At 42.4% G+C, this 22,939-nt stretch carries 20 protein-coding genes; 18 read left to right on the top strand and 2 right to left on the bottom strand.

All coding sequences use genetic code 11. The annotated features are described in order from the left end of the window. The first annotated feature begins 170 nt into the window (after positions 1-170). The 10 genes from G5B00_RS15280 (at position 171) to G5B00_RS15235 (ending at position 13,276) form a co-directional block, all read left to right on the top strand. The gene (locus tag G5B00_RS15280; protein ID WP_163877362.1) at positions 171-3,200 is read left to right on the top strand and encodes a tetratricopeptide repeat protein; all 3,030 of its coding nucleotides are present in this window, start codon (positions 171-173) and stop codon (positions 3,198-3,200) included. A 20-nt stretch (positions 3,201-3,220) separates the two neighbouring features. Then, positions 3,221-4,948 carry a hypothetical protein gene (locus G5B00_RS15275; protein WP_163877359.1) on the top strand — a complete coding sequence of 576 codons (1,728 nt, stop codon included), beginning with the start codon at positions 3,221-3,223 and terminating at the stop codon, positions 4,946-4,948. 47 nt (positions 4,949-4,995) lie between these two features. Further along, entirely contained in the window at positions 4,996-6,030 is a 1,035-nt protein-coding gene (locus G5B00_RS15270; RefSeq protein WP_163877356.1) for a hypothetical protein, read from the top strand. Between the two features lie 38 nt (positions 6,031-6,068). Further along, entirely contained in the window at positions 6,069-6,770 is a 702-nt protein-coding gene (locus G5B00_RS15265; protein WP_163877353.1) for a MotA/TolQ/ExbB proton channel family protein, read from the top strand. A gap of 83 nt (positions 6,771-6,853) precedes the next feature. Next, positions 6,854-7,261, top strand: a complete 408-nt coding sequence (locus G5B00_RS15260; protein WP_163877349.1) for an ExbD/TolR family protein — start codon at positions 6,854-6,856, stop codon at positions 7,259-7,261. 100 nt (positions 7,262-7,361) lie between these two features. Beyond that, a complete protein-coding gene (locus G5B00_RS15255; protein ID WP_163877346.1) occupies positions 7,362-8,195 on the top strand; it encodes an energy transducer TonB in 834 nt (277 codons plus the stop codon). 16 nt (positions 8,196-8,211) lie between these two features. Continuing rightward, complete coding sequence (locus tag G5B00_RS15250; protein ID WP_163877344.1) at positions 8,212-9,513, top strand: bifunctional folylpolyglutamate synthase/dihydrofolate synthase; 1,302 nt, start codon at positions 8,212-8,214, stop codon at positions 9,511-9,513. Between the two features lie 62 nt (positions 9,514-9,575). Next, on the top strand, positions 9,576-12,053 hold the full coding sequence (gene priA, locus G5B00_RS15245; RefSeq protein ID WP_163877341.1) for a primosomal protein N': 2,478 nt from the start codon (positions 9,576-9,578) through the stop codon (positions 12,051-12,053). A gap of 177 nt (positions 12,054-12,230) precedes the next feature. After that, positions 12,231-12,689: a mobile mystery protein A gene (locus tag G5B00_RS15240; RefSeq protein WP_163877338.1), complete on the top strand. Its 459-nt coding sequence runs from the start codon at positions 12,231-12,233 to the stop codon at positions 12,687-12,689. Continuing rightward, positions 12,680-13,276: a mobile mystery protein B gene (locus G5B00_RS15235; RefSeq protein WP_163877335.1), complete on the top strand. Its 597-nt coding sequence runs from the start codon at positions 12,680-12,682 to the stop codon at positions 13,274-13,276. Before G5B00_RS15240 ends, G5B00_RS15235 begins: the two co-directional genes overlap by 10 nt. A 51-nt stretch (positions 13,277-13,327) precedes the next feature. On the opposite strand, the gene G5B00_RS15230 is transcribed toward G5B00_RS15235, so the two are convergent. Beyond that, positions 13,328-14,173 (bottom strand): DUF4886 domain-containing protein, encoded by an 846-nt coding sequence (locus G5B00_RS15230; protein ID WP_163877332.1) that lies wholly within the window; start codon positions 14,171-14,173, stop codon positions 13,328-13,330. Positions 14,174-14,354: 181 nt separating this feature from the next. On the opposite strand from G5B00_RS15230, the gene G5B00_RS15225 reads away from it, so the two are divergent. Genes G5B00_RS15225 through G5B00_RS15215 form a run of 3 tightly spaced genes read left to right on the top strand, consistent with a single transcriptional unit; the run spans position 14,355 to position 17,263 of the window. Continuing rightward, on the top strand, positions 14,355-15,011 hold the full coding sequence (locus G5B00_RS15225) for a protein-L-isoaspartate(D-aspartate) O-methyltransferase (protein ID WP_163877330.1): 657 nt from the start codon (positions 14,355-14,357) through the stop codon (positions 15,009-15,011). Positions 15,012-15,023: 12 nt separating this feature from the next. Further along, positions 15,024-16,829, top strand: a complete 1,806-nt coding sequence (locus G5B00_RS15220) for a MutS-related protein (protein WP_163877326.1) — start codon at positions 15,024-15,026, stop codon at positions 16,827-16,829. A 26-nt stretch (positions 16,830-16,855) separates the two neighbouring features. Continuing rightward, positions 16,856-17,263, top strand: a complete 408-nt coding sequence (locus tag G5B00_RS15215) for an acyl-CoA thioesterase (protein ID WP_163877323.1) — start codon at positions 16,856-16,858, stop codon at positions 17,261-17,263. Positions 17,264-17,330: 67 nt separating this feature from the next. Here the strand turns inward: G5B00_RS15215 and smpB are convergent, their stop codons facing one another. After that, a complete protein-coding gene (gene smpB, locus G5B00_RS15210) occupies positions 17,331-17,786 on the bottom strand; it encodes an SsrA-binding protein SmpB (RefSeq protein WP_163877320.1) in 456 nt (151 codons plus the stop codon). Positions 17,787-18,156: 370 nt separating this feature from the next. Between smpB and spt the strand changes: the two genes are divergently transcribed. From spt to G5B00_RS15185, 5 genes are all read left to right on the top strand, one after another. Next, positions 18,157-19,365 carry a serine palmitoyltransferase gene (gene spt, locus G5B00_RS15205; RefSeq protein ID WP_163877317.1) on the top strand — a complete coding sequence of 403 codons (1,209 nt, stop codon included), beginning with the start codon at positions 18,157-18,159 and terminating at the stop codon, positions 19,363-19,365. Positions 19,366-19,383: 18 nt separating this feature from the next. Beyond that, the gene (locus G5B00_RS15200) at positions 19,384-20,511 is read left to right on the top strand and encodes a hypothetical protein (protein WP_163877315.1); all 1,128 of its coding nucleotides are present in this window, start codon (positions 19,384-19,386) and stop codon (positions 20,509-20,511) included. A 194-nt stretch (positions 20,512-20,705) separates the two neighbouring features. Beyond that, the gene (locus tag G5B00_RS15195; RefSeq protein ID WP_163877311.1) at positions 20,706-21,698 is read left to right on the top strand and encodes an NAD-dependent epimerase/dehydratase family protein; all 993 of its coding nucleotides are present in this window, start codon (positions 20,706-20,708) and stop codon (positions 21,696-21,698) included. Positions 21,699-21,707: 9 nt separating this feature from the next. Next, a complete protein-coding gene (locus G5B00_RS15190; RefSeq protein WP_317168854.1) occupies positions 21,708-22,412 on the top strand; it encodes a CDP-alcohol phosphatidyltransferase family protein in 705 nt (234 codons plus the stop codon). After that, positions 22,413-22,799, top strand: a complete 387-nt coding sequence (locus tag G5B00_RS15185) for a GtrA family protein (RefSeq protein ID WP_163877308.1) — start codon at positions 22,413-22,415, stop codon at positions 22,797-22,799. It abuts the gene before it with no gap. Positions 22,800-22,939 lie beyond the last annotated feature (140 nt).

Genomic DNA, 22,939 nt, shown 5'->3' with positions numbered 1-22,939 from the left:
TTTTTTGGGTAATAAAATCGTTATAATTCGGGGTTACTAACAGATGTTAACAACTTTTGAGGAAAACTTGCAATTGATGCATTAATTTCGTATAATGAAGTATAAAGTGTCTTTTTGAAGATATTTTAAGGTTTATACGGCAGAAGATAAGATTTAAGATTTTACATTTCATGGTGCGCAAAAAGATTTACGGATTAGGTGTTGCTTTTAGTTTGTTGGCTGTGCCGGTGTTGGGGCAACAGACGGCTTGGCAGGATATCAACAGGGCTTATAAGACAGGGCTGGAACTATTCGAACGGGGAAAATTCAGCTCTGCGGCCAAGCAATTTGACAAAGTAGAAGAGATACGTACAAAATCTACGTTGCAGCTCGATGAGACGGAAGAATTGTCACTGATCAAAGAAACTGTACGTTTCTATCAAGCCGTTTGTGCATTGGAATTGGAGGAAAGTGACTCCGAAAGTCAGATTTTGAAGTATATCCGGGACTATCCGGTAGGAGCGCATGCCAAAGCGGCCTTTTTTCAGATGGGCCGGTCTTATTATGCCAAGAAGGACTATGCCAAAGCCATTGAATGGTTTACCAAGATCGATTCAAAAAACCTGGCTGGGGCTGAAAATACCGAATATAGGTTCAAATTGGGCTATTCCTACTTTATGACCAATGATTATCCTGCCGCCAAACCCTTGTTTGAGCGTCTAAAGGACGAAAAGAGCCAATATCAAGAGGCTTCTATCTATTACTATGCATATCTATCCTATCTGGATGCAGAATATAAAACAGCACTGAATGAATTTGAGCGGTTGAACGGTTCCAAGACATTTGAGAACAGCTACCCTTATTATATTACAGCTTTGTATTTCTTGGACAAGCGTTATGACGATGTATTGAATTACGCCTTGCCAATCTTGCAGACCACAAAGCAGGAACACGAGACAGAGATGTTTCGGATTGTGGGAGCGACCTATTTTATCAAGGGTGATCTGGCCAAGTCAAAGGAATATTACGACAAATTCCAAGCCCAAGATCAAGGTAAAACACAAAACAATCAGGACAGTTATCAAATCGGTTACATTGCCTACAAGCTTGGTGACTACGAGAAAGCCATCACGGAATTGGAAAAAATGACCGAACCCGATGAGTACTACCAGAGTGCCATGATCACACTGGGAGATGCTTTTTTGAAAACCGACAATAAGCAATCTGCCCGGAATGCATTTTTTAGGGCTTCTAAGTTGGATTTTGATCCTCAGCTCAAAGAAGAGGGATTGTTCAATTACGCCAAGTTGTCCTACGAGTTGGATTTTCATCAAGTCGCCTTGGATGCCGTACAGGAATATATCACTACCTACCCTCAATCCCGTAAAGAGGAAGCAAAAACGTTGTTGGCTGAGGTGCTGTTGAGCACAAAAAGTTATCGTGCGGCAGTAGACGCGTTGGAATCTATAGATTTGACTACCCGCGAATCCAAGGCTGCCTACCAAAAAGTAACCTACTATAGGGGATTGGAATACTACAACGAACGGGCATTTGAAAATGCCATCTCGATGTTTATGCGTTCGGAAAGCAATCGTTATGATGAAGAGATTTATGCTTTGTCTACCTATTGGAAAGCCGAAGCTATGTATGAGGTGCGCAAATACAAAGAATCCGTGGCCAATTTCAATAAGTTCCTGCAACTGCCTGCCGCTAAGAATACGGATGTCTACCACTATGCAAACTATGCCTTGGCCTATGCTGCATTTCGGAATGATAATTACAATACGGCGGCCAATTATTTCCAACGCTTTTTGTCGGGAGCTGGTCCGGATGGTATAGATCTGAATACACGCAATGATGCTATTGCACGTTTGGCAGATTCTTATTTTGGCGCCAAGAACTACGAACGTGCGCTGACCTATTACGACAGGCTGATCAGTGCGAAGGCACAGAGCCAGGATTATGCTTTGTTCCAAAGAGGGATTATCCAAGGCCTGCAGGGCAATACAGCAGCGAAAATCGCTACATTGAACGCCGTCATCGAAAAGTTTCCGAACTCGAATTATGCCGATGATGTAGCCTTTGAGGTTCCTTATACGCATTTCTTGACACATGAGTATGACAAGGCGATCTCTGGACTGCAAGCCATGGTCGAGAAGTACCCACGTAGCTCTTATGTCCCTCGGGCTTTGCTGACCATTGGTCTGGTGCAGTACAATCAAGGTAATAACGATGCGGCATTGGCTACCTTCCAACGGGTCGTCAATGAATACGCTATCACGGATGAGGCCAAGCAAGCTATCCGTTCCATCGAAAATATCTATTTGGACAACAATGATGCTACAGGCTATATCAGATACGCTACCTCAACCAATATCGGAAACCTCACAACGTCGGAGCAGGATGCCTACACCTTTTCGGTAGCGCGCAATCTTTTCGAACGTGGCAATTGGCAAGGTGCGGTAGAGGCTGTGAATGCTTATTTTGATAAATTTCCAAAACCTATACAAGAGAAATTTGCCCGCTTCATCCGAGCAGAAAGTTATGCCGCACTGGGCAAGGATAAGGAAGCGTTGCACGATTACAACATTATCATGAACGACTGGACCAGTGCGTACACCGAGCGTACATTGGTCAGTGTCTCTAAGCTACACCTGCGTAACAAGGCATATAACGAGGCCGTACAAGTTTTGAAAAAACTGGAGCTGACCTCCGAATACAAGGAAAACTATGGCTGGGCCATCAATAACCTGTTGGAAAGTTACTTTCATATCGGCGACTATATAGAGACATTGAATTATGTCAATCTGGTCAAGAACTATGAAAAGTCCTCGGAAGAAGATATTGCCCGTGCCCACCTCTATGCTGCAAAAGCTTATTTAGCAACCAACAAAGCAGCAGATGCGACCAAGGAATTGAATCTGGCCGCTTTGAAGAGTAAGACCGTGACCGGTGCAGAGGCAAGATACCTTGTAGCTGAACAACAGTTTAAGGCCAAACAATACGACAAGACTATCGAATCGGCGATGGATATTTCCAATACATTTTCATCGTATGACTATTGGGTAGCAAAAGGTTTTATCTTGATGGCAAATGCTTATGCTGCTAAGGGTGATAACTTCCAGGCCAAGGCTACATTGGAAAGTATCATAGACAACTATGAAGACCAAGAGGACGGAATTGTCAAAACGGCAAAAGAGCAATTAAGTAAATTGAAATAACAAGAAATAGGAAGATACAGATGAAGTTGCAGAAAACCGCTTTTAAGCATTGTGCTGTTGTAGCATTGTTACTTGGGTTAGGACATCAGGCACTGGCGCAGCAGGAGGATCCGACCAAACCGGTGACAATCGATTCGTTCAATATCGTTCGAGACTATAAACCTATTCTTGCAGATGCGGTCAAGATCCGCCGTAGTCCCGATATGACCAACAAGCGTAGCTATATGCCAAAACTGAGCTATGGCAATATCGTGGACAAGAAGTTGGATATCAACACGGGACTAAAGGAGCTGAATGTGCAGGAGCTGCCTTTTACAAGGAATGAAGATATCACGAGCAACTACGTCAAATTGGGGATAGGCAATTTTAATACTATTTTGGGAGAAGCTTATATTGCGATCGAAGATTACGAGGATCTCCGCTTCGGAGGCTTTGTCAAGCACTTGAATCAAAAAGGGAGTCTTGATGAGCAGAAGTTTTCCCGCCAGGAAGTAGGTGTCTTTGGTAGAAGGGTATTGTCCAATTTTACGGTGGACGGTGTATTGGGATATAATCGGTATGCAACACGTTTTTATGGTATTCCGGAAGCTGTAGACGGAACTTCGCTCAATCCGGAAAAAGAGCCTCAGCGATTCAACGACATTTATTTTACGGGAGAGCTGAGCAGCAATTTCGATCCGCAGAATGAAGAAGCATTTTCTTATTCGGCCAAACTCGATGCCTATACATTTAAAGATAAGTTCTCTTCGCAGGAAAATTCATTGGCTCTGTCGGCCTATCTCAACAAGCGTGTACGTACGTTCAATATAGGGGCAAATGTAGCTGTGGATGTGAATGCTTTGGATGGGACATCCAATACAGCCAAAGACGGTAAGCTGAATAATTCATTGGCCAGTATCAACCCTTATATTGCTTTCAAGGGAAAGAACTATACCTTGACATTTGGTGCGAATCTGGTGTCTGAATTTGGCGATTCGAGTAGGTTTAATATCTTCCCATCTGCGGAGATTGATTTTTCGCTTGTGCCTGAATATATTCATCTATTTGGAGGAATCAATGGTGGTGTACATAAAGCTTCTTACCGTGCTTTTTCACAACTCAATCCCTATTTGGGCCCTGAACAGGGATTCCAAAACATGATCGAGCGATTGAATATCTTCGGCGGTATCAAGGGGAATGCGGGAGCTACATTCGGCTACAAGGCCAAGGTCATGTACAAATCGCTGGAAAGTATGCCATTGTTTGTCAACAACAAAGACAATCCTTTTCGCTTTGATCTCGTCTATGACGGTGACGGAGATGATAAGGTAAGTTATTTTGGCATCGAAGGAGAGATCAATGTCCGGTTGTCCGAATTGGTCAATCTAGGCGGACGCCTAAATTTGGATGGCTATACAATGGCTAAACAGGAAGAAGCCTGGTTTACGCCGGCAATCCGACTGGCAGCCAATGCACGTTTCAATATCTCTGAAAAATTGTATATCGATGCAGAGGCGTTATTCCACGATTCGTCCTACGGCAGAGCATATACCTACGATCAGACGGAAAGTCCTATTTATTCAACCGATTATCATACCGTGACTCTCCCGTCTTTCTTTGATCTGAGTGCAGGTGCTGAGTATAAAGCTTTATCGAATTTGGGTATCTTTGTCAAGGCAAATAATATCTTCAACAAAGAATATCAACGTTATTTATACTACCCAAGATTAGGTTTTAATTTAATTGGAGGTGTCAACTTTTCGTTTTAAGCATAGAAGATCATAAATTTGTGGACTTTAGCGTTTAAGGGATATCGATGAATATAGGAAAACAAATACACGTTTTATTGAAGAAGAACACATCGGTCTATGTGAAAGGGCTCGGTGTGTTCAAGCGGGTGCATACTCCAGCTAGTTTTGATGCCCATAAAAATGTGTATCTACCACCGGTGACCTTTATCGAATTGGATACGGAAGCAACCGATGGCTATGACCTGATCACCTATATCCAACAAACGGAGGGTTGTGAACGGACTGAGGCGGAGCAAAAAGTAGCGGATGCTGTTTCGCATATTCAGGGGCAGGTATTGACGCAAGGGCAAGTGATGTTGGATAACTTGGGGCAATTGATCGGGTATGGCAATAGTTATGTTTTTAAGCCTTTGGATCTGAGTGGTTTTGGCTTTGCTGCTGTCGAAGCCCCCCCTGTGGCACAAACTTCTATTGCGGATAGCAACCAAGACCCTAAGGAAGAAGCTGTGACGGAAGAACCTCCCGTCGAAAACCAAAAGGAAGAAGAGATAGTGGAGACCTCGGTGGAAGAAGACGCTGCAGAGACCGCTTTTGAAGAGGAGGAAGAGGTTTCTAACAATAGGTCTTTTATTTATGGCTTGATTGCTGCTGTGGCAGTTTTGGTTATAGCAGGTCTGTACTATTATTACAGTCAATATTATCAGGGGGCTCCAAAGCGAGATGCCACTACTGTCGGTCCGGCACAAGATACCGTTCCACAAGTGGATACGACGGATATATTGTCACAAAGAGATACCTTGGTCGAGCCTCTGGACAGCTTGCCAAATGAGGTGGTACAAGTGCCGGTGGATACGCCCGCCGTGCAACACAAGTACACCGTTGTCATTGGAACTCATCCTACCTTGGCCAAAGCTTATGAGGAGGCTGAAGCATTCAACAAAGACGGACATAAATCCGTTCGGGTAATTACACCTAATCTGGCCAAGAATCTGAAAAGGGTCATTTGGGATACATACGCCACGAAAGAAGAGCGGGATTCGGCTTTGCGATACGTGAGAAAGCATATAAAGGCTGATGCTTGGGGGGATAAGTTGCGATAATATTATAAAGTAAACAATATATATTAATATAACATACTATGTCATTATTACAAGACGCTGTAGCAGTAGATACGTTGAATCAAGTACAACAGCAAGCTATTCAATTGGCAGCTCCGCAGGAGAACCTGAACCTTATCCAGTTATTGATGAAAGGTGGATGGATTATGATACCCATTATCCTGCTTTTCTTTTTGGGATTGGTCATTTTCATTGAGCGGTATATTACCATTCGCAATGCTTCCAAGACCGATAGCGGATTGATGGCACAGATAAAAAGTAATGTGCTGAGTGGAAAGCTGGATTCGGCCATAGCTGTCTGTCGTTCGAACAATTCGGCATTGGCCCGTATGCTGCAAAAAGGATTGACCCGTGTCGGACGTCCCATCAAAGATATAGAAGCTTCTATTGAGAATGCGGGAAAACTGGAAGTGTCCCGTCTGGAAAAAAATATCAATATCCTGGGTATCATCGCCGGTATTGCACCTATGCTTGGTTTCGTGGGTACAATCTTTGGCGTTATACAGATTTTCCGTGAAGTGGAGATTGCCGGAGGTATCGATATTGCATCGGTATCGGGAGGTCTGTATGTCAAGATGGTTTCTTCGGCGTCCGGTCTGACCATCGGTATCTTGGCTTATATCGGTTATCACGTCTTGAATATGATGGTCGAGCGCTTGATCCTTCGCATGGAGACTGAGGCAGTAGAGTTCATCGATCTATTGGACGAGCCGGGAGCTTAATTGGTATTGCGTATTGAGTAATGCGATTTGCGAACTTGATCAGAGGCTGATTACTGTCCACTGATTACTGACAACTGATTAAAATGAATTTACGAAATAGAAGAAATAGGCCAACTGCTGAAGTGCATACCGCTGCACTCAACGATATCATGTTCTTTTTGATGTTGTTCTTCCTGTTGGCTTCGGCTGTGGCCAACCCGCAGGTGGTCAAACTTTTGCTTCCGAAGTCGAGTGCCGGGGAACAGTCTGTGGCCAAGAAGACCGTGACGGTATCCATCACGGGTGACCTGTTGTACCATGTAGATAAGCAGGTTGTTCCATTGGAAGCATTGGAAGAACGTTTGCAGTCGGAAATAACACCAGGTGAGGAAGTGACAATCATGTTGTATGCAGATAGCACTGTGCCGATCCAAAATGTAATTTCGGTCATGGATGTGGCCAATCGTCTCAAAATAAAGTTGGTGTTGGCTACAGAGCCTAAAAGAGATTAGAGGTTTGAGTATGTAGGGGCAAAACATTTTTTGCCCTTAAGAAATTAGATCGATTAAACGATTAAACATTTTATCGGTCAAACAGTTAAGGAGTCAGTATATGTACTATCATCAATATCAAGAAGAGAATAATATGCCCAAGGCCTTGGGTTATTCTACTGCTGTAATGGCTGTTTTGGCCCTTATAGGTTTCTTCATTGTCTTTGGACAGCCTCAGCTTCCCGAATATGGTATGGGTGGGATTATTGTCAATTATGGTACATCTGAAGAAGGTATGGGAGACGACTACATGAGTATAGAGGAACCCTCAATGTCTGAAAATGCCAATGATGCGTTACCGGACAGAATCAATCCAACTACTACACCGCAGGAGACCCCTACCCATCAAGTATCCGATAAAGCTGTAGCCACGCAGGATATGGAAGAGGCTCTGGCTGTTACCAAAACTGAAAAACCGGTCACCAATCCGGCAACTACGACGACGAAAGAGGAGAAGAAAGCTGCACCTACTGTAAATGAAAAAGCGCTTTTTAAATCCAGCAAATCAAATAACGGAACAGGAAGAGGTGACGGTACCGGTAATACGCCGGGCAACCAAGGTTCGGCATTGGGAGACCCTATGGATAGTAATTATGGTGAAGGGGGTTCTGGGTTTGGAAATATGATGTTGTCTATTGAAAACCGCAGGTTTGTAGTTCCTCCGGTATGGCCTAAGTGTGAAGGGCTTCCGGATGGAAAAATAGCTATACAGTTTAAGGTGGATAATAAAGGGAATATAACTTTTGCAAGTTATACACTAAAAGGAAGTACAATAACAAGTCGAGCTTGCATAGAACAATGTGAACAGGCATTAAGAAAAGCGAAATTAAATACATTAGCTAATGCCCCTGTATCTCAAGCGGGGATGGTGATACTGGATTTTACATCGGAATAAATATAACTTTCATTTTATGAAAACCTACACAGAGGTCATCGATTACCTATACAATCGGTTACCAATGTTTACGCGTGATGGTGCTTCGGCCTATAAGGAAAATCTCGACCGTACTATCGCTTTATGCGATGCTATTGGCAATCCGCAAAATTCCTATAAGACCATTCACGTGGCCGGTACAAACGGCAAGGGATCATCTTCCCACATGCTCGCCGCTATCTCGGCATCGGCAGGTTATAAAACAGGCTTGTACACCTCGCCTCATCTAGTGGACTTTAGAGAGCGTATCCGTGTCGATGGTGAATGGATTGACGCACAGTTTGTGGTAGATTATGTCAATAGCCAAAAGGATCTGATAGAAGAAGTACAACCCTCTTTTTTTGAAGTGACCGTGGCAATGGCTTTTGATTACTTTGCTCAACAGCAGGTCGATGTAGCCGTGATTGAAGTGGGCTTGGGCGGTCGTCTTGACAGTACGAATATCATTCAGCCCGAAGTGTCTTTGATTACCAATATCGGCATGGACCATATGAATATCCTCGGCGATACCTTGGAAGAGATTGCCCAGGAAAAAGCGGGCATCATCAAGAAGGAGATACCTGTAGTGATCTCCGAGACCAATGGGATCACTGCTCCTGTCTTTAGGGCTATCGCCGAACAGTTGAATGCTCCGATTGTATTTGCGGATCAAAAGTATGTGTTGTCCTTGAAGGAAAAGACTGCAAGCACACAAGTTGTGGATGTGTGTGAGAAAGGAGATTGTCGGGAGTTTACGTTGGATTTGACAGGTTCTTATCAGCAGAAGAATATATTGGGAGTACTTAGTGTCGTTGACGAGCTTCGAAAGAAGGATTTCGACATTTCAGGCGAAACCTTATATACTGCATTGGCTAACGTACAAAAACTTACCGGTCTTCAAGGTCGTTGGCAAACCTTATCCACGGATCCCTTGGTGATCTGTGATACGGGACATAATGAAGACGGCATAAAAGAAGTTATTAAAAACCTGCAAAATATATCTTATAACCAGCTTCATATTGTTATTGGTGCAATGAAAGACAAAGATTTGGATCATATGTTGCCTTACCTACCCAAAGATGCGATGTACTATTTTTGCAGTCCAGATATGCCACGCGCTATGGAAGCCGAAGAACTGGAAATGAAGGCTGCAATGTATGATCTGCATGGTTATATATGCGGTGAAGTTTCTAATGCTTTGCATAAGGCTAAGTCTAATTACAAGACAGGCGATCTCATCTTTATTGGCGGGAGCAATTTTGTGGTAGCTGAGGTGTTGAGGGATCATCCATTGCCTTGAGCTGAAGTTCAAGGCAATGGGTGTGGGTCGTTGAAATTCGATAATTTTATCTAAGTTTGTGTATGTCCACGACCGAACTTTTTGCACAGCGTACGACTTATTTTGTAGAGGTCATTTTGCCCTTGGCTATTGCAAAGACCTACACGTATCGTGTCCCGTTTGAGATGTCCTCTCGTGTATCTGTAGGGGGGCGTGTCATCGTACAATTCGGCAAGAACAAAATCTACGCTGCTTTGGTAAGATCGATTTCGACAGAAGCTCCCGTACAATACGAAGCAAAATATATTCTGGATGTCGTGGACGAACAGGCCATTGTCCAAGCCAAGCAGTTTGAGCTGTGGGAATGGATCAGCGTATATTATATGTGCCATATGGGTGAGGTGATGCAGGCTGCTTTGCCGGCAGCCTTGAAGATGGCTTCGGAAACCAAGATTGTCGCAGCCGACAATGGGGATTTTGATAGGGCGGTATTGTCCGATAAAGCCTATATGGTGTTGGAAGCACTAGACGTAGCCGGTGAACTGCGAATCAGCGATATAGCAAAGATTCTGGGGCAGAAGACCGTATTTCCGTTGCTGCGATCACTCTTTGAAAAAGGATTTATTTTGATTTCCGAGGAAATCAAGGAGCGTTATAAACCCAAAACCAAAACCTTTCTGACCTTAGCATCCGAATATGCGGATTCGGAGGGGTTACGTCTAGTCTTGGATAGCTTGAACAGGGCTCCAAAGCAACAGGATGCTTTGCTTGCCCTCATCCAATTGCGCAAACAACATGACCATATCAGCCGTCAGGATATTATGGAGGCTTCGGGCTGTGGAGCAGGAGCAATTACAGGTCTGATCGACAAGGGTATTTTGGAAGTACACGAGAGGGTCGTTAGCCGTTTTGCGGGGGTAGATGTTTTGGTGGAAAAGGATTTTACGCTCAACGAAGAGCAATCTACTGCTCTTTCACAAATAAAATCGCTTTTTTCTGAAAAGGAAGTTGTTTTGCTACACGGAGTGACCGCTTCGGGCAAGACACAGTTGTATATCCGGCTGATAGAGGAAGTGTTGGCCAAAGGTGAAAATATCTTGTACCTACTGCCCGAAATCGCCTTGACCACACAGATCACCGAACGGTTGAAACTGCATTTTGGCAATCAGCTAGGGGTTTATCATTCCAAATTCAATGACAATGAAAGAGCTGAAGTCTGGCACAAGGTACTCAACGACGAATTTAAGGTCGTCATAGGAGCTAGATCGGCTGTATTCCTGCCCTTTACCAACCTGGGACTGGTCATTGTGGATGAAGAACACGAAACCTCGTACAAGCAGTTTGATCCGGCTCCCCGCTACCATGCACGAGATACGGCTATTTATTTGGCCGGAATGCACGGAGCCAAAGTATTGTTGGGCTCAGCTACCCCCTCTATAGAGAGCTATTACAATGCTAAAGCTGGCAAATATGGCTTGGTACAGCTTCTGAAGCGTTATGGAGACGCCCAATTGCCTAGTATTGAGATCGTAAATATCGCAGAGGCCAGCCGTAAAGATGAGATGCGAGCTTATTTTAGTCTTTCTCTATTGGAAAGCATCTCGCAGGCAGTGGAGCGGAAAGAACAGATTATCCTGTTTCAGAACAGACGTGGGCATACGACATTTCTCCAATGTAGTACCTGTGGTTACGTCGCCAAATGTGTCAATTGCGACGTGAGCATGACCTATCACAAGACCTCGGATATGCTGCATTGCCATTACTGTGGACACAACGAAAACCCCATTCAGATCTGTCCTGCATGTGGTATGCCACATCTGGAAAGCAAAGGTTATGGTACAGAACGTATAGAAGAGGAATTGGAAATACTCATGCCTCATCTACGGATTGGTCGATTGGATCTGGATTCGACAAAAGGGAAGTATGGTTTTGACAAGATTATCAATGCTTTTGACAACCACGAATTTGATGTATTGATCGGTACACAAATGGTGGCCAAGGGATTAGATTTTGGCCGTGTGAGCCTGATCGGTATTATCAATGCAGACGGTATCATTAATTTTCCTGACTTCCGGGCTTACGAACGTGCTTTTTCGTTGTTCGAGCAGGTGGCGGGTAGGGCAGGTCGACGCAGTCAAGAAGGCAAGGTCATCATTCAGACCTATACTCCCCAACATCGTGTTATCGAGCAAGTGATACAACATGATTACGAAGGGATGTTTATGCGAGAAGTGACCGAGCGAAAGAACTTTCATTACCCACCCTTTGTAAGATTGATCCGTCTTGACGTGAAACATACCGACCAGGAAAAAGCACAGGATTCAGCCCATAAACTCGCTCAAGCCTTACGTACCCATTTGGGCAATAGAGTGCTAGGACCCGAGCCACCATTGGTTTCCCGTGTACGCAATCATTATATCCAGACTATCATACTGAAGATAGAACGCGTGCATATACATATCGGCAAAGTCAAAGAATTGATCAGAAATACATTGTCCGCCTTTGAACTCGATAAAAAAAACGCCGGTGTATATGTACAGGTTGACGTAGATCCGTATTAGTAGTTAGATCATAATCAATCACCATCCCATATTCTAGTCATAAGCCCTTTATTTATTTTTGTCATATTATAAACTTACTTATTTTAATAAAAAGTCATAATATATGTTGACAAAAATTTTTAAATGTCATAATATAACCATACATTTGTTGTGTATTGTAAGGATAGAATCTGACTCATGGCAAAGAAAAAATTACAAGTGCAGCACTTGAGCGATAAAATGCAGGCACTCGCTCCCATAAAAAATATAGCAGTCCCTCCCAATGGCTGGATACGAGCTATACGTACAGCATTAGGAATGTCCATGCAGCAATTGGGAGATAAATTGGCTATCACCAAACAAAGCGTTCAAGATCTTGAAAGAAGAGAGCAACAAGGCTCCTTGACCCTTAAATCGTTGCGCCAAGCTGCGAAAGCTTTGGATATGGATTTGGTGTATGGCTTCGTACCCAAGGATGGTACCTTGGAGCTTATGATAGAGCGCAAAGCAAAAGAACTGGCAAAAGAAATTGTATTGCGCACCTCCAATACGATGAAGCTGGAAAATCAGAAAAATTCCGATTATCGTATTGAAAAAGCAATCGAAGAAAGAGCAATCGATTTAGCGCGTGAAATGCCAAAGATACTATGGGATTAGCCTTTCGGTATAGTAGTGGACAGACACCCTTGGATGCAAATGAGATCGATGGGCTGCTCATTGATTCCATTGCGACACAAGGGGAACTCGACGAGTTCGAACAGCAGAACATTGAGCAAGCTATGCAATGGGTACTTTCCCATTCGCTCAAAAGAGAGCGTATTCTGACCGAAGAATTTATCTGTCAATTACATAAGCGTATGTATGGAGATGTATGGGCTTGGGCAGGTGGTTTCAGGACGACCGAGAAAAATATCGGCGTTAAAAGTTGGCTTATCCGCACGGAGTTGAGATATCTGTTGGATGATGCTCGTTATTGGGTAGAAAACCAGATATATTCACCGGATGAGATTGCGTTACGATTTAAACATCGCATCGTCAGCATTCATTGTTTTCCCAATGGAAATGGAAGACATAGCCGTTTGATAGCAGATATTATTATCGATAAGATATTCAAGAAGCCTGTGTTTTCCTGGGGTGCAGCCGACCTTGTCGCACAGGGTGATACAAGGTCGGCATATCTTTCGGCTATACGATCTGCCGACGCAGGAGATATTATCCCTTTACTTCGGTTTGCAAGATCGTGATCCCTATCCCTCAGTAAAAACTATCCTTACATTTTCCTAAGGTTAATATACTCACAGCTTTACTTTCGAAACTTTGAAAGGTTTTTTTACAGCCTTATGCGCGGCTTCCTTGGCAATTTTGGCCTGTACGTCTGTGACTTTTTCAGGCTTCCAAGGATTTTTGCGGACATCCAAACCGAACAGTTTTTCATACCATGTGCAGGCAGCTGTAAACCTTCCATAGTTTAGTTCCAAATGATATCCATCCCGCGTATAGGTGTCTCCTACACTGGACGTACGTGCATTTTGGATAGCTGTCCCTGCGGGAACAACAAATGTAAAGACCTTGGACTTGTCTATCTTTTTGGTGGCATCTACAATACCGTTGTACATTTTTGTCTGGCTCTTGTCGTAATTGGCAAAGCCTTTGTGCTTTGAATCCTGTTGATAGGCCCAGGTTTGATGGTAAACCAGTTTGGCTTGGGGTGCAAGTTTTTTGACGTATTCAACCAGTTGAGGTAAGCTTTGCATGATGACATCGTATTGTCCAGACAAAGGACTGGCCTGCTGTAGGCTAATAAAATCCCAATCCTCATCCTTTAGGGCCTCTTCAAGGCTGACTCCTTTCGTGTTTTTTTTCTGTCCTTCTAAATTTATCTTGCGATAGGCATACGCCTTTTTATTGCTTTGGGCATTGTCCACATGTCGTTTGACGGGAGCTCCGCCGATATACATATTTCCGATGATAATCTGTTTATTGGCCGCTTTGGCCAGGTCGTACAAATAATTTTCTATACCATCTTCAGAGAAACTATTGCCGATGGCCAATACTTTTAGAATATTTGTGTTTGTTTGTTGTGCTGTGGTGGTCGTAAATAGGACAACGATAATTGTGAATAATAGAATGATCTTTTTCATAGGGGCAAATTAGGCTTTTTTTTGAAAAAAGCCTAATTCTAAATTTTTCCTTTTTGTTGATTACAGACGAAAAATGTTTTTGCCCCTCTATGATCCTTATTCCCTTACCAAGCAATTGAACGCAAATGTTTTACATTTAAAACATGAAAATATGGGTTAACAATGGTATTTTTGGGGAAGAATGGCATATAAGTTTGTAGACAACTATCGTGAACAAGGAGCAAGGAAGCAACTGGTCAAACAGTTGGAGAAGAAGGGTATTGAAGACAAGAATGTCTTGCGAGCCATAGGTAAAGTTCCCCGACACTTCTTTTTTGACGAAACGTTTTGGAAACAAGCCTATCGGGATATTGCCTTTCCTATAGGAGATGGACAGACCATTTCCCAGCCCTATACTGTTGCTTATCAATCTGAATTGTTGCATGTGAAACAAGGAGATAAAGTTCTGGAAATCGGAACAGGATCAGGTTATCAGACCTGTATTCTTTTGGAGTTGGGAGCGGAGGTGTACACGATTGAACGCCAGGAAAGTCTCTACAACCGCACGATTCAAGTGTTACCTTATATGGGTTATAAAGCACATTTTTTTCTGGGAGATGGCTCTAAGGGCATACCTCGACATGCTCCTTATGACAAGATTATTGTGACCGCTGGGGCACCTTTTGTGCCGGATGTCATGCTCAAGCAACTCAAGCTGGGCGGTATATTGGTCATCCCTGTAGGAGACGAGAAAGAGCAAAAAATGGTCACTATATTGCGGGTGGGAGAGAATGATTTTGAACGTATTGAACTCGATACTTTCCGTTTTGTTCCGTTGGTTGGGGACAAAGCATGGTAATAGTATACATACATGATGCAAGATTTTTATCAAAATAACATTCAAAAAGCGAAACAGGAACTGGCGCTTTTGGAGAAACAAATCAATAGAAACAGCCTTTTTCGGTTGATCGTCATCGTCGGAGGAGGTGCTGTGTTGTTCAAGGTCTTTCAGACCAATAATATAGGACTGTTGCTCCTCGTCGTTTTCACCATTGTTTTTGTTTTTGCTGCCTTGGTCAGACGGCAGAGCCGATTGGAGAAGAAGAGTGATGAGACCAAAGCTTTTCTACGTGTCAATGAGAACGAGATACAGGTAGCAACTGGTCAGCCTAATATATATCTGGATGGTGTGGAGTATGCAGATGGAAAGCATCCCTATGCATCTGATTTAGATGTCTTTGGACCGCATTCACTTTTCGAAAAAATCAATAGGGCAGCTACGCCTGAAGGTGTTGGACGCTTGGCAAATTGGTTGACCTCAGCAAGTGGCAAAGATGCCATACTTCGTCGGCAGGAAGCATCGCGGGAATTGGCCGGTAAGCATGCTTGGACACAGATGCTCCAAACCAAACTTTTGTTCAATTTGGGGCAAAAAGTAAATATCAAGACTTTTCTACAGCGTTATCTGCAAGATGAGGCTTTCCGCTTTGGGAATGCGTTTATGCGGTTTTATGTTCCGGTTGCTCCTTTTCTATTGTTAGCGGGCGTGCTGTTTTCTTTATTTGTGTTGCCGATATGGAATATTTTGTTGTTGCTGGTCATTGTGCATTTATTATGGACTTTATTTCTTGCGGGAAAGGTGAGTTATTTTTCGAGCCGGATTGACAAAATTGGAGCTACGCTGATTGCATATTCCGATGCTATTGAGATGATCGAAGAAGAGCAATTTTCGGCAGGGCTAAGTCAGGTACTGCAAGAAGAACTACGTACAGCGGATAACCAAAAACTTTCAAGGGCCTTTAAAAACCTAGGGTTATTGGTTGATAAATTGGATGCCCGCAACAATATTTTGATAGGAGCCATCCTGAACATGATTTTTCTTTGGGATTTCAAGCAAGTGATAGCTATCCAAAAATGGAAGCGGAGTTATGAAGGGAATGTCTTGCACACCTTTGATGTGATCGCAGACTTTGAAGCGTTACTAAGCTTAGCCACCTTGCGTAACAACCATTCGACTTGGTGTGATCCGGTCATCCTGGATGACCCAAAGGAAGATCGATTGCAAGTCCGCGCGGTGAACCATCCTTTGATTCCGACTGGACAAGCTGTGGCGAATGACTACAGTGCGGTCGATCATCGTGTGGCCTTAGTCACAGGGTCCAATATGGCGGGAAAGAGTACTTTTCTGCGGACGATCGGTGTCAATGCGGTATTGGCGTATGCAGGCGGAGTCGTCTGTGCTGATTATTTTAGTGTACCTATATATCGTCTTGTGACTTATATGCGGATCAAAGATGATCTCAACGAAAGTACTTCCACTTTCAAGGCTGAATTGGATAGGATGAAATTTATATTAGGGGTGGTAGAAGTGGCATCGGATAGTTTTTTCTTGATAGATGAAATGTTGAGAGGAACAAATTCGGTAGATAAGTACCTGGGGTCACGGGCTATTATCAAGAAATTGATAGGGATGAAAGGCAAAGGGATGGTAGCAACGCATGATTTGCAACTGTCAACTTTGGAAGAAGAATATCCGGGGATGATCAAGAACTACCATTTTGATATACAGGTTCAGCATGGCGAAATGCTTTTTGACTACAAATTGAAGAATGGAAAATGCACAGTTTTCAATGCCTCGATGCTGTTGAAAGGTATCGGAATAGAGGTAGGGGAGTGAGGGTGTAATATAATACAACAAGAAGAATGACACTTCAAGAAAAAATTGATTTATCCGAAACACGAGTTTGCACGACGGTTTTTCCTTTTCTGACCAACCATCACGATACTTTGTTCGGAGGCAAAGCTATGGCCATCATGGATGAGGTTTCTTTTATGGCAGCGACACGTTTTTGCCGAAAGAGGTTGGTGACAGTATCTACCGATAAAATTGATTTTGAGAAAGCTATACCTTCGGGTAGTATCATTGAGGCTATTGCTCGTGTGGAAAGTGTGGGGCGTACCAGCTTGAAGGTTAAGGTAGAAATTTACCTGGAGCACATGTACGAAGAAGGAAGGGAGCTGGCTATTCAAGGAAGATTTACCTTTGTGGCATTGGATGATGATAGAAAACCAGTCGCCGTGTTGGAAGGGTTAGGTTTAGATGGATATTAAACTCCTATCCGGTTGTACAAAACCACTTTGGTCCAACAGACAGAGATAGTGACGGGACGTAATTAGCTTAGCGTTTCATTGCCCGGTTGAGTTCGCGTTTGCTTTCCCTTTCTTTGATGGTTTCCCGTTTGTCAAAATCCTTTTTACCTTGTGCGAGCGCAATCTCCATCTTGGCGATACCACGCTCGCTGATGAATATCCGCAAGGGAACAATGGTGAATCCTTTTTCTTCACCTTTTTCCTTCAATTTTTTCAGTTCTTTTTTCGTCAGCAATAGTTTCCTGTCACGTTTGGCTTCGTGATTGTAGAATGAGCCAAAGGAATATTCGGCGATGTGCATATTGCGGATATATAGTCCATCCTCGAAAAATGTGCAGAAACTGTCGTTGATATTGGCTTTTCCTTCTCTTATCGATTTGATTTCAGTTCCCAACAGGCAGATACCAGCCGTATATCTATCTAGCAGATGGTATTCAAAGGATGCTCTTTTATTTTTTATACTAATCTGAGGTGCTAAAGCCATATAAAAACATTATTTGGTAGGCAAAGGTAAGCATTTTAAGATGTAAATGGGGATGCATTGGATGTTCTTAAAATATTTGCTATTGCAGTTTTGTTAACAATCCTTTAACTTTATGAGATTTATATGTTATTTTAAATACTTGTAGATACAATAAAATAAGTTGAAGTTTTGTATGTTTGCACGATTTTTAATCGATTAAAACGTATCGAATTTGGGCCGAAGGGATTTGTATGCCCTTATATTATGTTATATTAGCGTCATTTAATGACTAAAAATATACAGATAGGCCATAGTTTTATAATTTTGACGATTATTGTTTTTTGGTCAAAAAGTAAAAAGAAGTATTGTTAAGAGAAATAGATATACCTGTATGAGCAAGGGAAAATTAAGCGAAAGAACCTCAGCGTTCTTAACGAGAGAGCTTGAGCCGATCAAGGCGAATGATTTGTACGCCTATTTTAGGCCCATTCAGTCCAAGCAGGATACGGAAGTTCAGATTGACGGCAAGCGTGTTTTGATGTTTGGGTCAAATTCTTATTTAGGGTTGACCACAGACCCTCGGATTATTGAAGCTTCGCAGAATGCTCTTGCAAAATACGGAACGGGTTGTGCCGGTTCAAGATTTTTGAATGGGACACTGGATATCCACGTAGAATTAGAAGAACAGTTGGCCGATTATGTCGGAAAAGAGGCTGCGATATTATTTAGTACGGGGTTTCAATCCAATTTGGGCCCCCTGTCTTGTCTTACAGGGCGTAATGACTACATCCTATTGGATGAACGTGATCATGCATCCATCATTGATGGTAGTCGTTTATCCTTTTCCAGAGTCATTAAATATGCACACAATGATATGGAAGATCTGCGATCAAAAATGGCTCGGCTACCTGAGGACAGCTTGAAGTTGATTGCGACTGATGGTATCTTTTCCATGGAAGGTGATATTGTGAATCTTCCCGAATTGATCAAAGTAGCAGAGGAATATGATGCTGCTATCTTGTGTGATGATGCGCATAGTCTAGGTGTCATCGGCGAGAAAGGAGCGGGCACAGGTAGTCACTTTGGCCTTACTGATCAAGTGGATTTGATTATGGGGACTTTCAGTAAGTCTCTGGCTTCATTGGGGGGATTTGTGGCAGCAGATAAGGATACTATAGAGTTTCTGAAGCACCGAGCTCGATCATTGATGTTCAGCGCCAGTATGACGCCGGCTTCGGTGGCGTCGACTTTGAAGGCACTTGAGATTATTCGTACAGAGCCAGAGCATATCGAGAGATTGTGGGCAAATACACATTATGCAAAGAAATTGTTGTTGAATAATGGCTTTGACCTTGGTGCTACCGAGAGCCCTATTCTTCCAATTTTTGTGCGCAATAACGAAAAAACATATATTGTTACAAAAATGCTGCAAGATAACGGTGTGTTCGTCAATCCGGTCGTGGCTCCAGCGGTTCCAGCAGAGGAGTCTCTGATACGTTTCTCGTTAATGGCTACGCATTCTTTTGCGCAGATAGAGGAGGCTGTCGAAAAGATGGCTAAGGTTTTCAAAGCATTGGAGATTGCAACGGTAGCCAGTTAAACCTAAATCGTGAAGGACATGATTACTATCATACCTGTAGAAAACAAGAAACAACGTACAAAGTTTATCGATTTTCCGCACGACTTGTATGAGAATGATCCCAATTATGTTCCGGAGTTGTTTTTAGGGCAAGAAGACCTGCTCAATCCAGAAAAGCATCCTTTTTACAAGCATTCATCAGCACAGTTGTTTTTGGCATATAAGGATGAGAAGATTGTAGGGCGAATAGCAGCAATCTGGAATGTGAACAACAATACGTTCAATCAGACACAAGAAGGACAGTTTGGTTTTTTTGACTGCATCAATGACCAGGAAGTGGCCGACAAATTGCTTGGGGCTGCTCTAAATTGGATCAAAAATAAAGGAGGTGATACACTGGTAGGTCCAATCAACCTGACCACTAATGATACTTGCGGTTTATTGATAGAAGGCTTTGACCGTCCTCCTATGGCCATGATGCCCTATAATTATCCATATTACCAAGATCTTATTACAGGTTTTGGTTTTGATAAAAAAACGGATCTCCGCGCGTATCTAGTGACCAAAAATCAGGCTAGTCAGCGTTCAGTACTGTTACTGGATAAGCTGGAAGAGCGCTTGAAACGTTCGGGCATCATTTTGAGGGAAATCAATCTCAAGGATTTTAAGAACGAAGCTGCAAAGATCAAGTCTGTATACAACAAGGCTTGGAATAAGAATTTGGGTTTTGTGCCTATGACGGACGAAGAATTTGATTATACGGCTAAGGATTTGAAAATGATCGTTGATCCTAAATATTGTATAGTCGCAGAAAAAGGTGACGAGATCATTGGTTTTGTGGTTGGTATTCCTAATATTAATGAGATTCTAATTAAAATAAAAAGAGGACGTCTGTTGCCTACAGGTATTTTCAAATTATTGTTTGGAAAGAAGAAAATAAAATCTTTGCGTGTATTGATGTTGGGTGTACTAGAAAATTACAGAAAATTAGGAATAGAGGCTTGTTTGTATGGTCATCTCATCCGGAATGCCATGCCTTCGGGTATCTTGGAGGCCGAATGCTCTTGGATGCTAGATGATAATTATCTGATGAACCATGCTATCGAGCAGATTAATGCCGATCTCTACAAGCGTTACAGGCTTTTTGAAAAAGCTCTATCATCATAAAGAAACTTAATATGATCCGTACGGACATAAAAGGCATGAGCTAATGCTAAGCGACTTTGATACGTCCCACTGCCTCGTGAAGGCTACATCGGGAGAGTTCTTGAACGCTGCTAAAAACATATAAGAAGTGAAAAATAATTCATGCCTGTGGTAAGCAGACATGTTTCATCACTTTGAAAAGAATAATTTGTTCGATGAAAATATTTATTACTGGAGCGAGTGGTTTTGTGGGGTACCATCTTGTGAGAGCTGCAAAGGCTCTGGGATTGGAAGTGCATGCTGCTGTCCGCCCTTCTAGTAATATCGAAGATATCCGTCCCTTTGTTGATAAGTTTGTCTATCCCGACCTCGGCGATACTGAATCGTTAAAATATCTTTTTGACAGGGAACAATATAATTACATCATCCATGCTGCGGCTTTGACAAGAGCCAAGAACGAAGAGATTATGTGGGATGTCAATGTGGGGTATACCGAAAGCATACTGAAGGCTGCCTTTACGGCTCAATTTCCTTTGGAGAGAGTTTGCTATGTGAGCAGTTTGGCTGCTTTGGGGCCTATAGGTTATGACTCCTCTGCGTGGATGCATGAGGCTTCGCCATATCGTCCATTGACAGTGTATGGAAGAAGCAAATCGGCAACGGAATTGATGATACAGGAAAAATTTGGAGAGAAGGCTATTTCTGTTTTTCGCCCGACAGCTGTGTATGGTCCCCGTGAGCGTGATATATTTCTTGTATTTGAGACCATGAGTCGCGGTTTGGATCTTTACATTGGTAATAAACCACAAAAATTGAGTTTTGTGTATGTGAAAGATCTTGTGGATGTATTGCTTCAGGGGTGTGTATTGCCTCAAGAAGGACTGCAATTTTATAATATTACGGATGGACAGGTGTATTCAAGGTATAGAATGGCTGAAATATTCCGTGAGGTCTTTCAAAAGAAATTGTGGAGAATGCACGTGCCTTATGGCATGGTAAAGGTGGTAGCGGATGTTTCGCAAAGACTGTATAGAAGTTCTTCCAAAACTCCTGTGCTCTATCCGGAGCGCCTGAAGGAATTGACGGCAGAAAACTGGGGATGTGATATTTCTAAGGCCAAGGAAGTGTTAGGATTCAATCCTATATATGATCTGGAAAAAGGTTTGCGGGAAACATTATTGTGGTATAAAGAGAATAATTGGCTCTAAAATGATTGAATGATGATCGAACAGAAAATTAACAAGAAACTATTCCAAGACAGAAAACGTACAAATATCTTAAGCCGGCCTGAACAAAAGTTGATTTCTTATTTGGTGCCCAAAATACCAAACTGGATATCTTCGGATGGCTTGACAGCGATAGGTTTTTTAGGATCCCTGATGATTTTAGGCAGTTTTCTGTTGGCTGAATATGTGAATAGAGATCTGTTGCTGTTTGCTATTCCTGGTTTTTTCATTCAATGGTTTGGAGACTCACTAGACGGTCGTATCGCTTATTATCGCAATAAATCACGTAAATGGTATGGATTTGCTCTAGATATTGTCATGGATTGGGTCAGTACTGTGTTTATTGGGTTGGGCTATATTCTCTATACGGTAGGAGATTTTAAGTATTTGGGCTTTGCGTTAGTATCCTTGTATGGATGGGCGATGATTATTTCTCAATTGCGTTATCGTATTACCGACAAATACACTATAGATGCCGGTCTGTTGGGGCCTACTGAGATACGGGTGATTATCTGCTTGGTTCTTCTGTTGGAGGTTCTGGTCAAAGGTTCTATCGATTATAGTGTGTTGGGGATTTGTATCATTTTGTTCTTTATCAATGTGGGCGATACAAAAAAATTATTGACATTAGGGGATATGAAGGATAAAGAAGAGAAGCAAGCTAAGTTGCGAGAAGAAGGTCAAAATGTAGGATAAATGGCATTCAAGCTGAAAGAATTTCTAAAGGCGCAAGTGTCTGCTTTTATAGGAGGTGTAGCAGATTTTGGGATATATTCTTTCTGTTATAGCGTATTGGGAGTTCCAGCACACATTTCGAATGCTATCAGCGGTGCTCTAGGTGCTGTTGTCAATTTTACCATAAACAGATATTGGTCGTTTGCTCGTACAGGACAGTCTATCGGTAGTCAGTTGTGGAAATTTATTATCGTCGTATTGGGCAGTATCTTGCTCAAATCTTCCGGTATATATGTTCTTGTTGAAGTTCTGAGCTGTCACTATTTGCTTTCTAAATTGATAGTAGAACTGATTGTTTCATTAGGATTTAATTTTGTTTTGCAAAAATTTTGGGTCTTTAAGAAGTAAAAAAAAAGACATCTTGAAACAAAGTATATTGTATTTTTTTCTTTTTGACTGGGGGTAGTTAGAAATTTAATCGGCATATACACAATAGATTGCAAGTTTATTCGTTATAATATTCCATTTATGCTTGGAATTAATTGATA

This window comes from Parapedobacter sp. SGR-10 (assembly GCF_011030405.1).
GTDB lineage: Bacteria > Bacteroidota > Bacteroidia > Sphingobacteriales > Sphingobacteriaceae > Sphingobacterium.
Note: the sequence above shows the minus strand (reverse complement) of the source record. Positions and strands in the feature narration are given on the sequence as shown.

Coding starts and splice junctions, on each gene's coding strand:
- G5B00_RS15265 (WP_163877353.1), top strand. CDS start 6,069: ATGTCATTATTACAAGACGCTGTAGCAGTAGATACGTTGAATCAAGTA.
- G5B00_RS15230 (WP_163877332.1), bottom strand. CDS start 14,173: ATGAAAAAGATCATTCTATTATTCACAATTATCGTTGTCCTATTTACG.
- G5B00_RS15255 (WP_163877346.1), top strand. CDS start 7,362: ATGTACTATCATCAATATCAAGAAGAGAATAATATGCCCAAGGCCTTG.
- G5B00_RS15225 (WP_163877330.1), top strand. CDS start 14,355: ATGGCATATAAGTTTGTAGACAACTATCGTGAACAAGGAGCAAGGAAG.
- G5B00_RS15275 (WP_163877359.1), top strand. CDS start 3,221: ATGAAGTTGCAGAAAACCGCTTTTAAGCATTGTGCTGTTGTAGCATTG.
- G5B00_RS15280 (WP_163877362.1), top strand. CDS start 171: ATGGTGCGCAAAAAGATTTACGGATTAGGTGTTGCTTTTAGTTTGTTG.
- G5B00_RS15250 (WP_163877344.1), top strand. CDS start 8,212: ATGAAAACCTACACAGAGGTCATCGATTACCTATACAATCGGTTACCA.
- spt (WP_163877317.1), top strand. CDS start 18,157: ATGAGCAAGGGAAAATTAAGCGAAAGAACCTCAGCGTTCTTAACGAGA.
- G5B00_RS15220 (WP_163877326.1), top strand. CDS start 15,024: ATGATGCAAGATTTTTATCAAAATAACATTCAAAAAGCGAAACAGGAA.
- priA (WP_163877341.1), top strand. CDS start 9,576: ATGTCCACGACCGAACTTTTTGCACAGCGTACGACTTATTTTGTAGAG.
- G5B00_RS15240 (WP_163877338.1), top strand. CDS start 12,231: ATGGCAAAGAAAAAATTACAAGTGCAGCACTTGAGCGATAAAATGCAG.
- G5B00_RS15260 (WP_163877349.1), top strand. CDS start 6,854: ATGAATTTACGAAATAGAAGAAATAGGCCAACTGCTGAAGTGCATACC.
- G5B00_RS15215 (WP_163877323.1), top strand. CDS start 16,856: ATGACACTTCAAGAAAAAATTGATTTATCCGAAACACGAGTTTGCACG.
- G5B00_RS15270 (WP_163877356.1), top strand. CDS start 4,996: ATGAATATAGGAAAACAAATACACGTTTTATTGAAGAAGAACACATCG.
- G5B00_RS15200 (WP_163877315.1), top strand. CDS start 19,384: ATGATTACTATCATACCTGTAGAAAACAAGAAACAACGTACAAAGTTT.
- G5B00_RS15235 (WP_163877335.1), top strand. CDS start 12,680: ATGGGATTAGCCTTTCGGTATAGTAGTGGACAGACACCCTTGGATGCA.
- smpB (WP_163877320.1), bottom strand. CDS start 17,786: ATGGCTTTAGCACCTCAGATTAGTATAAAAAATAAAAGAGCATCCTTT.
- G5B00_RS15190 (WP_317168854.1), top strand. CDS start 21,708: ATGATGATCGAACAGAAAATTAACAAGAAACTATTCCAAGACAGAAAA.
- G5B00_RS15185 (WP_163877308.1), top strand. CDS start 22,413: ATGGCATTCAAGCTGAAAGAATTTCTAAAGGCGCAAGTGTCTGCTTTT.
- G5B00_RS15195 (WP_163877311.1), top strand. CDS start 20,706: ATGAAAATATTTATTACTGGAGCGAGTGGTTTTGTGGGGTACCATCTT.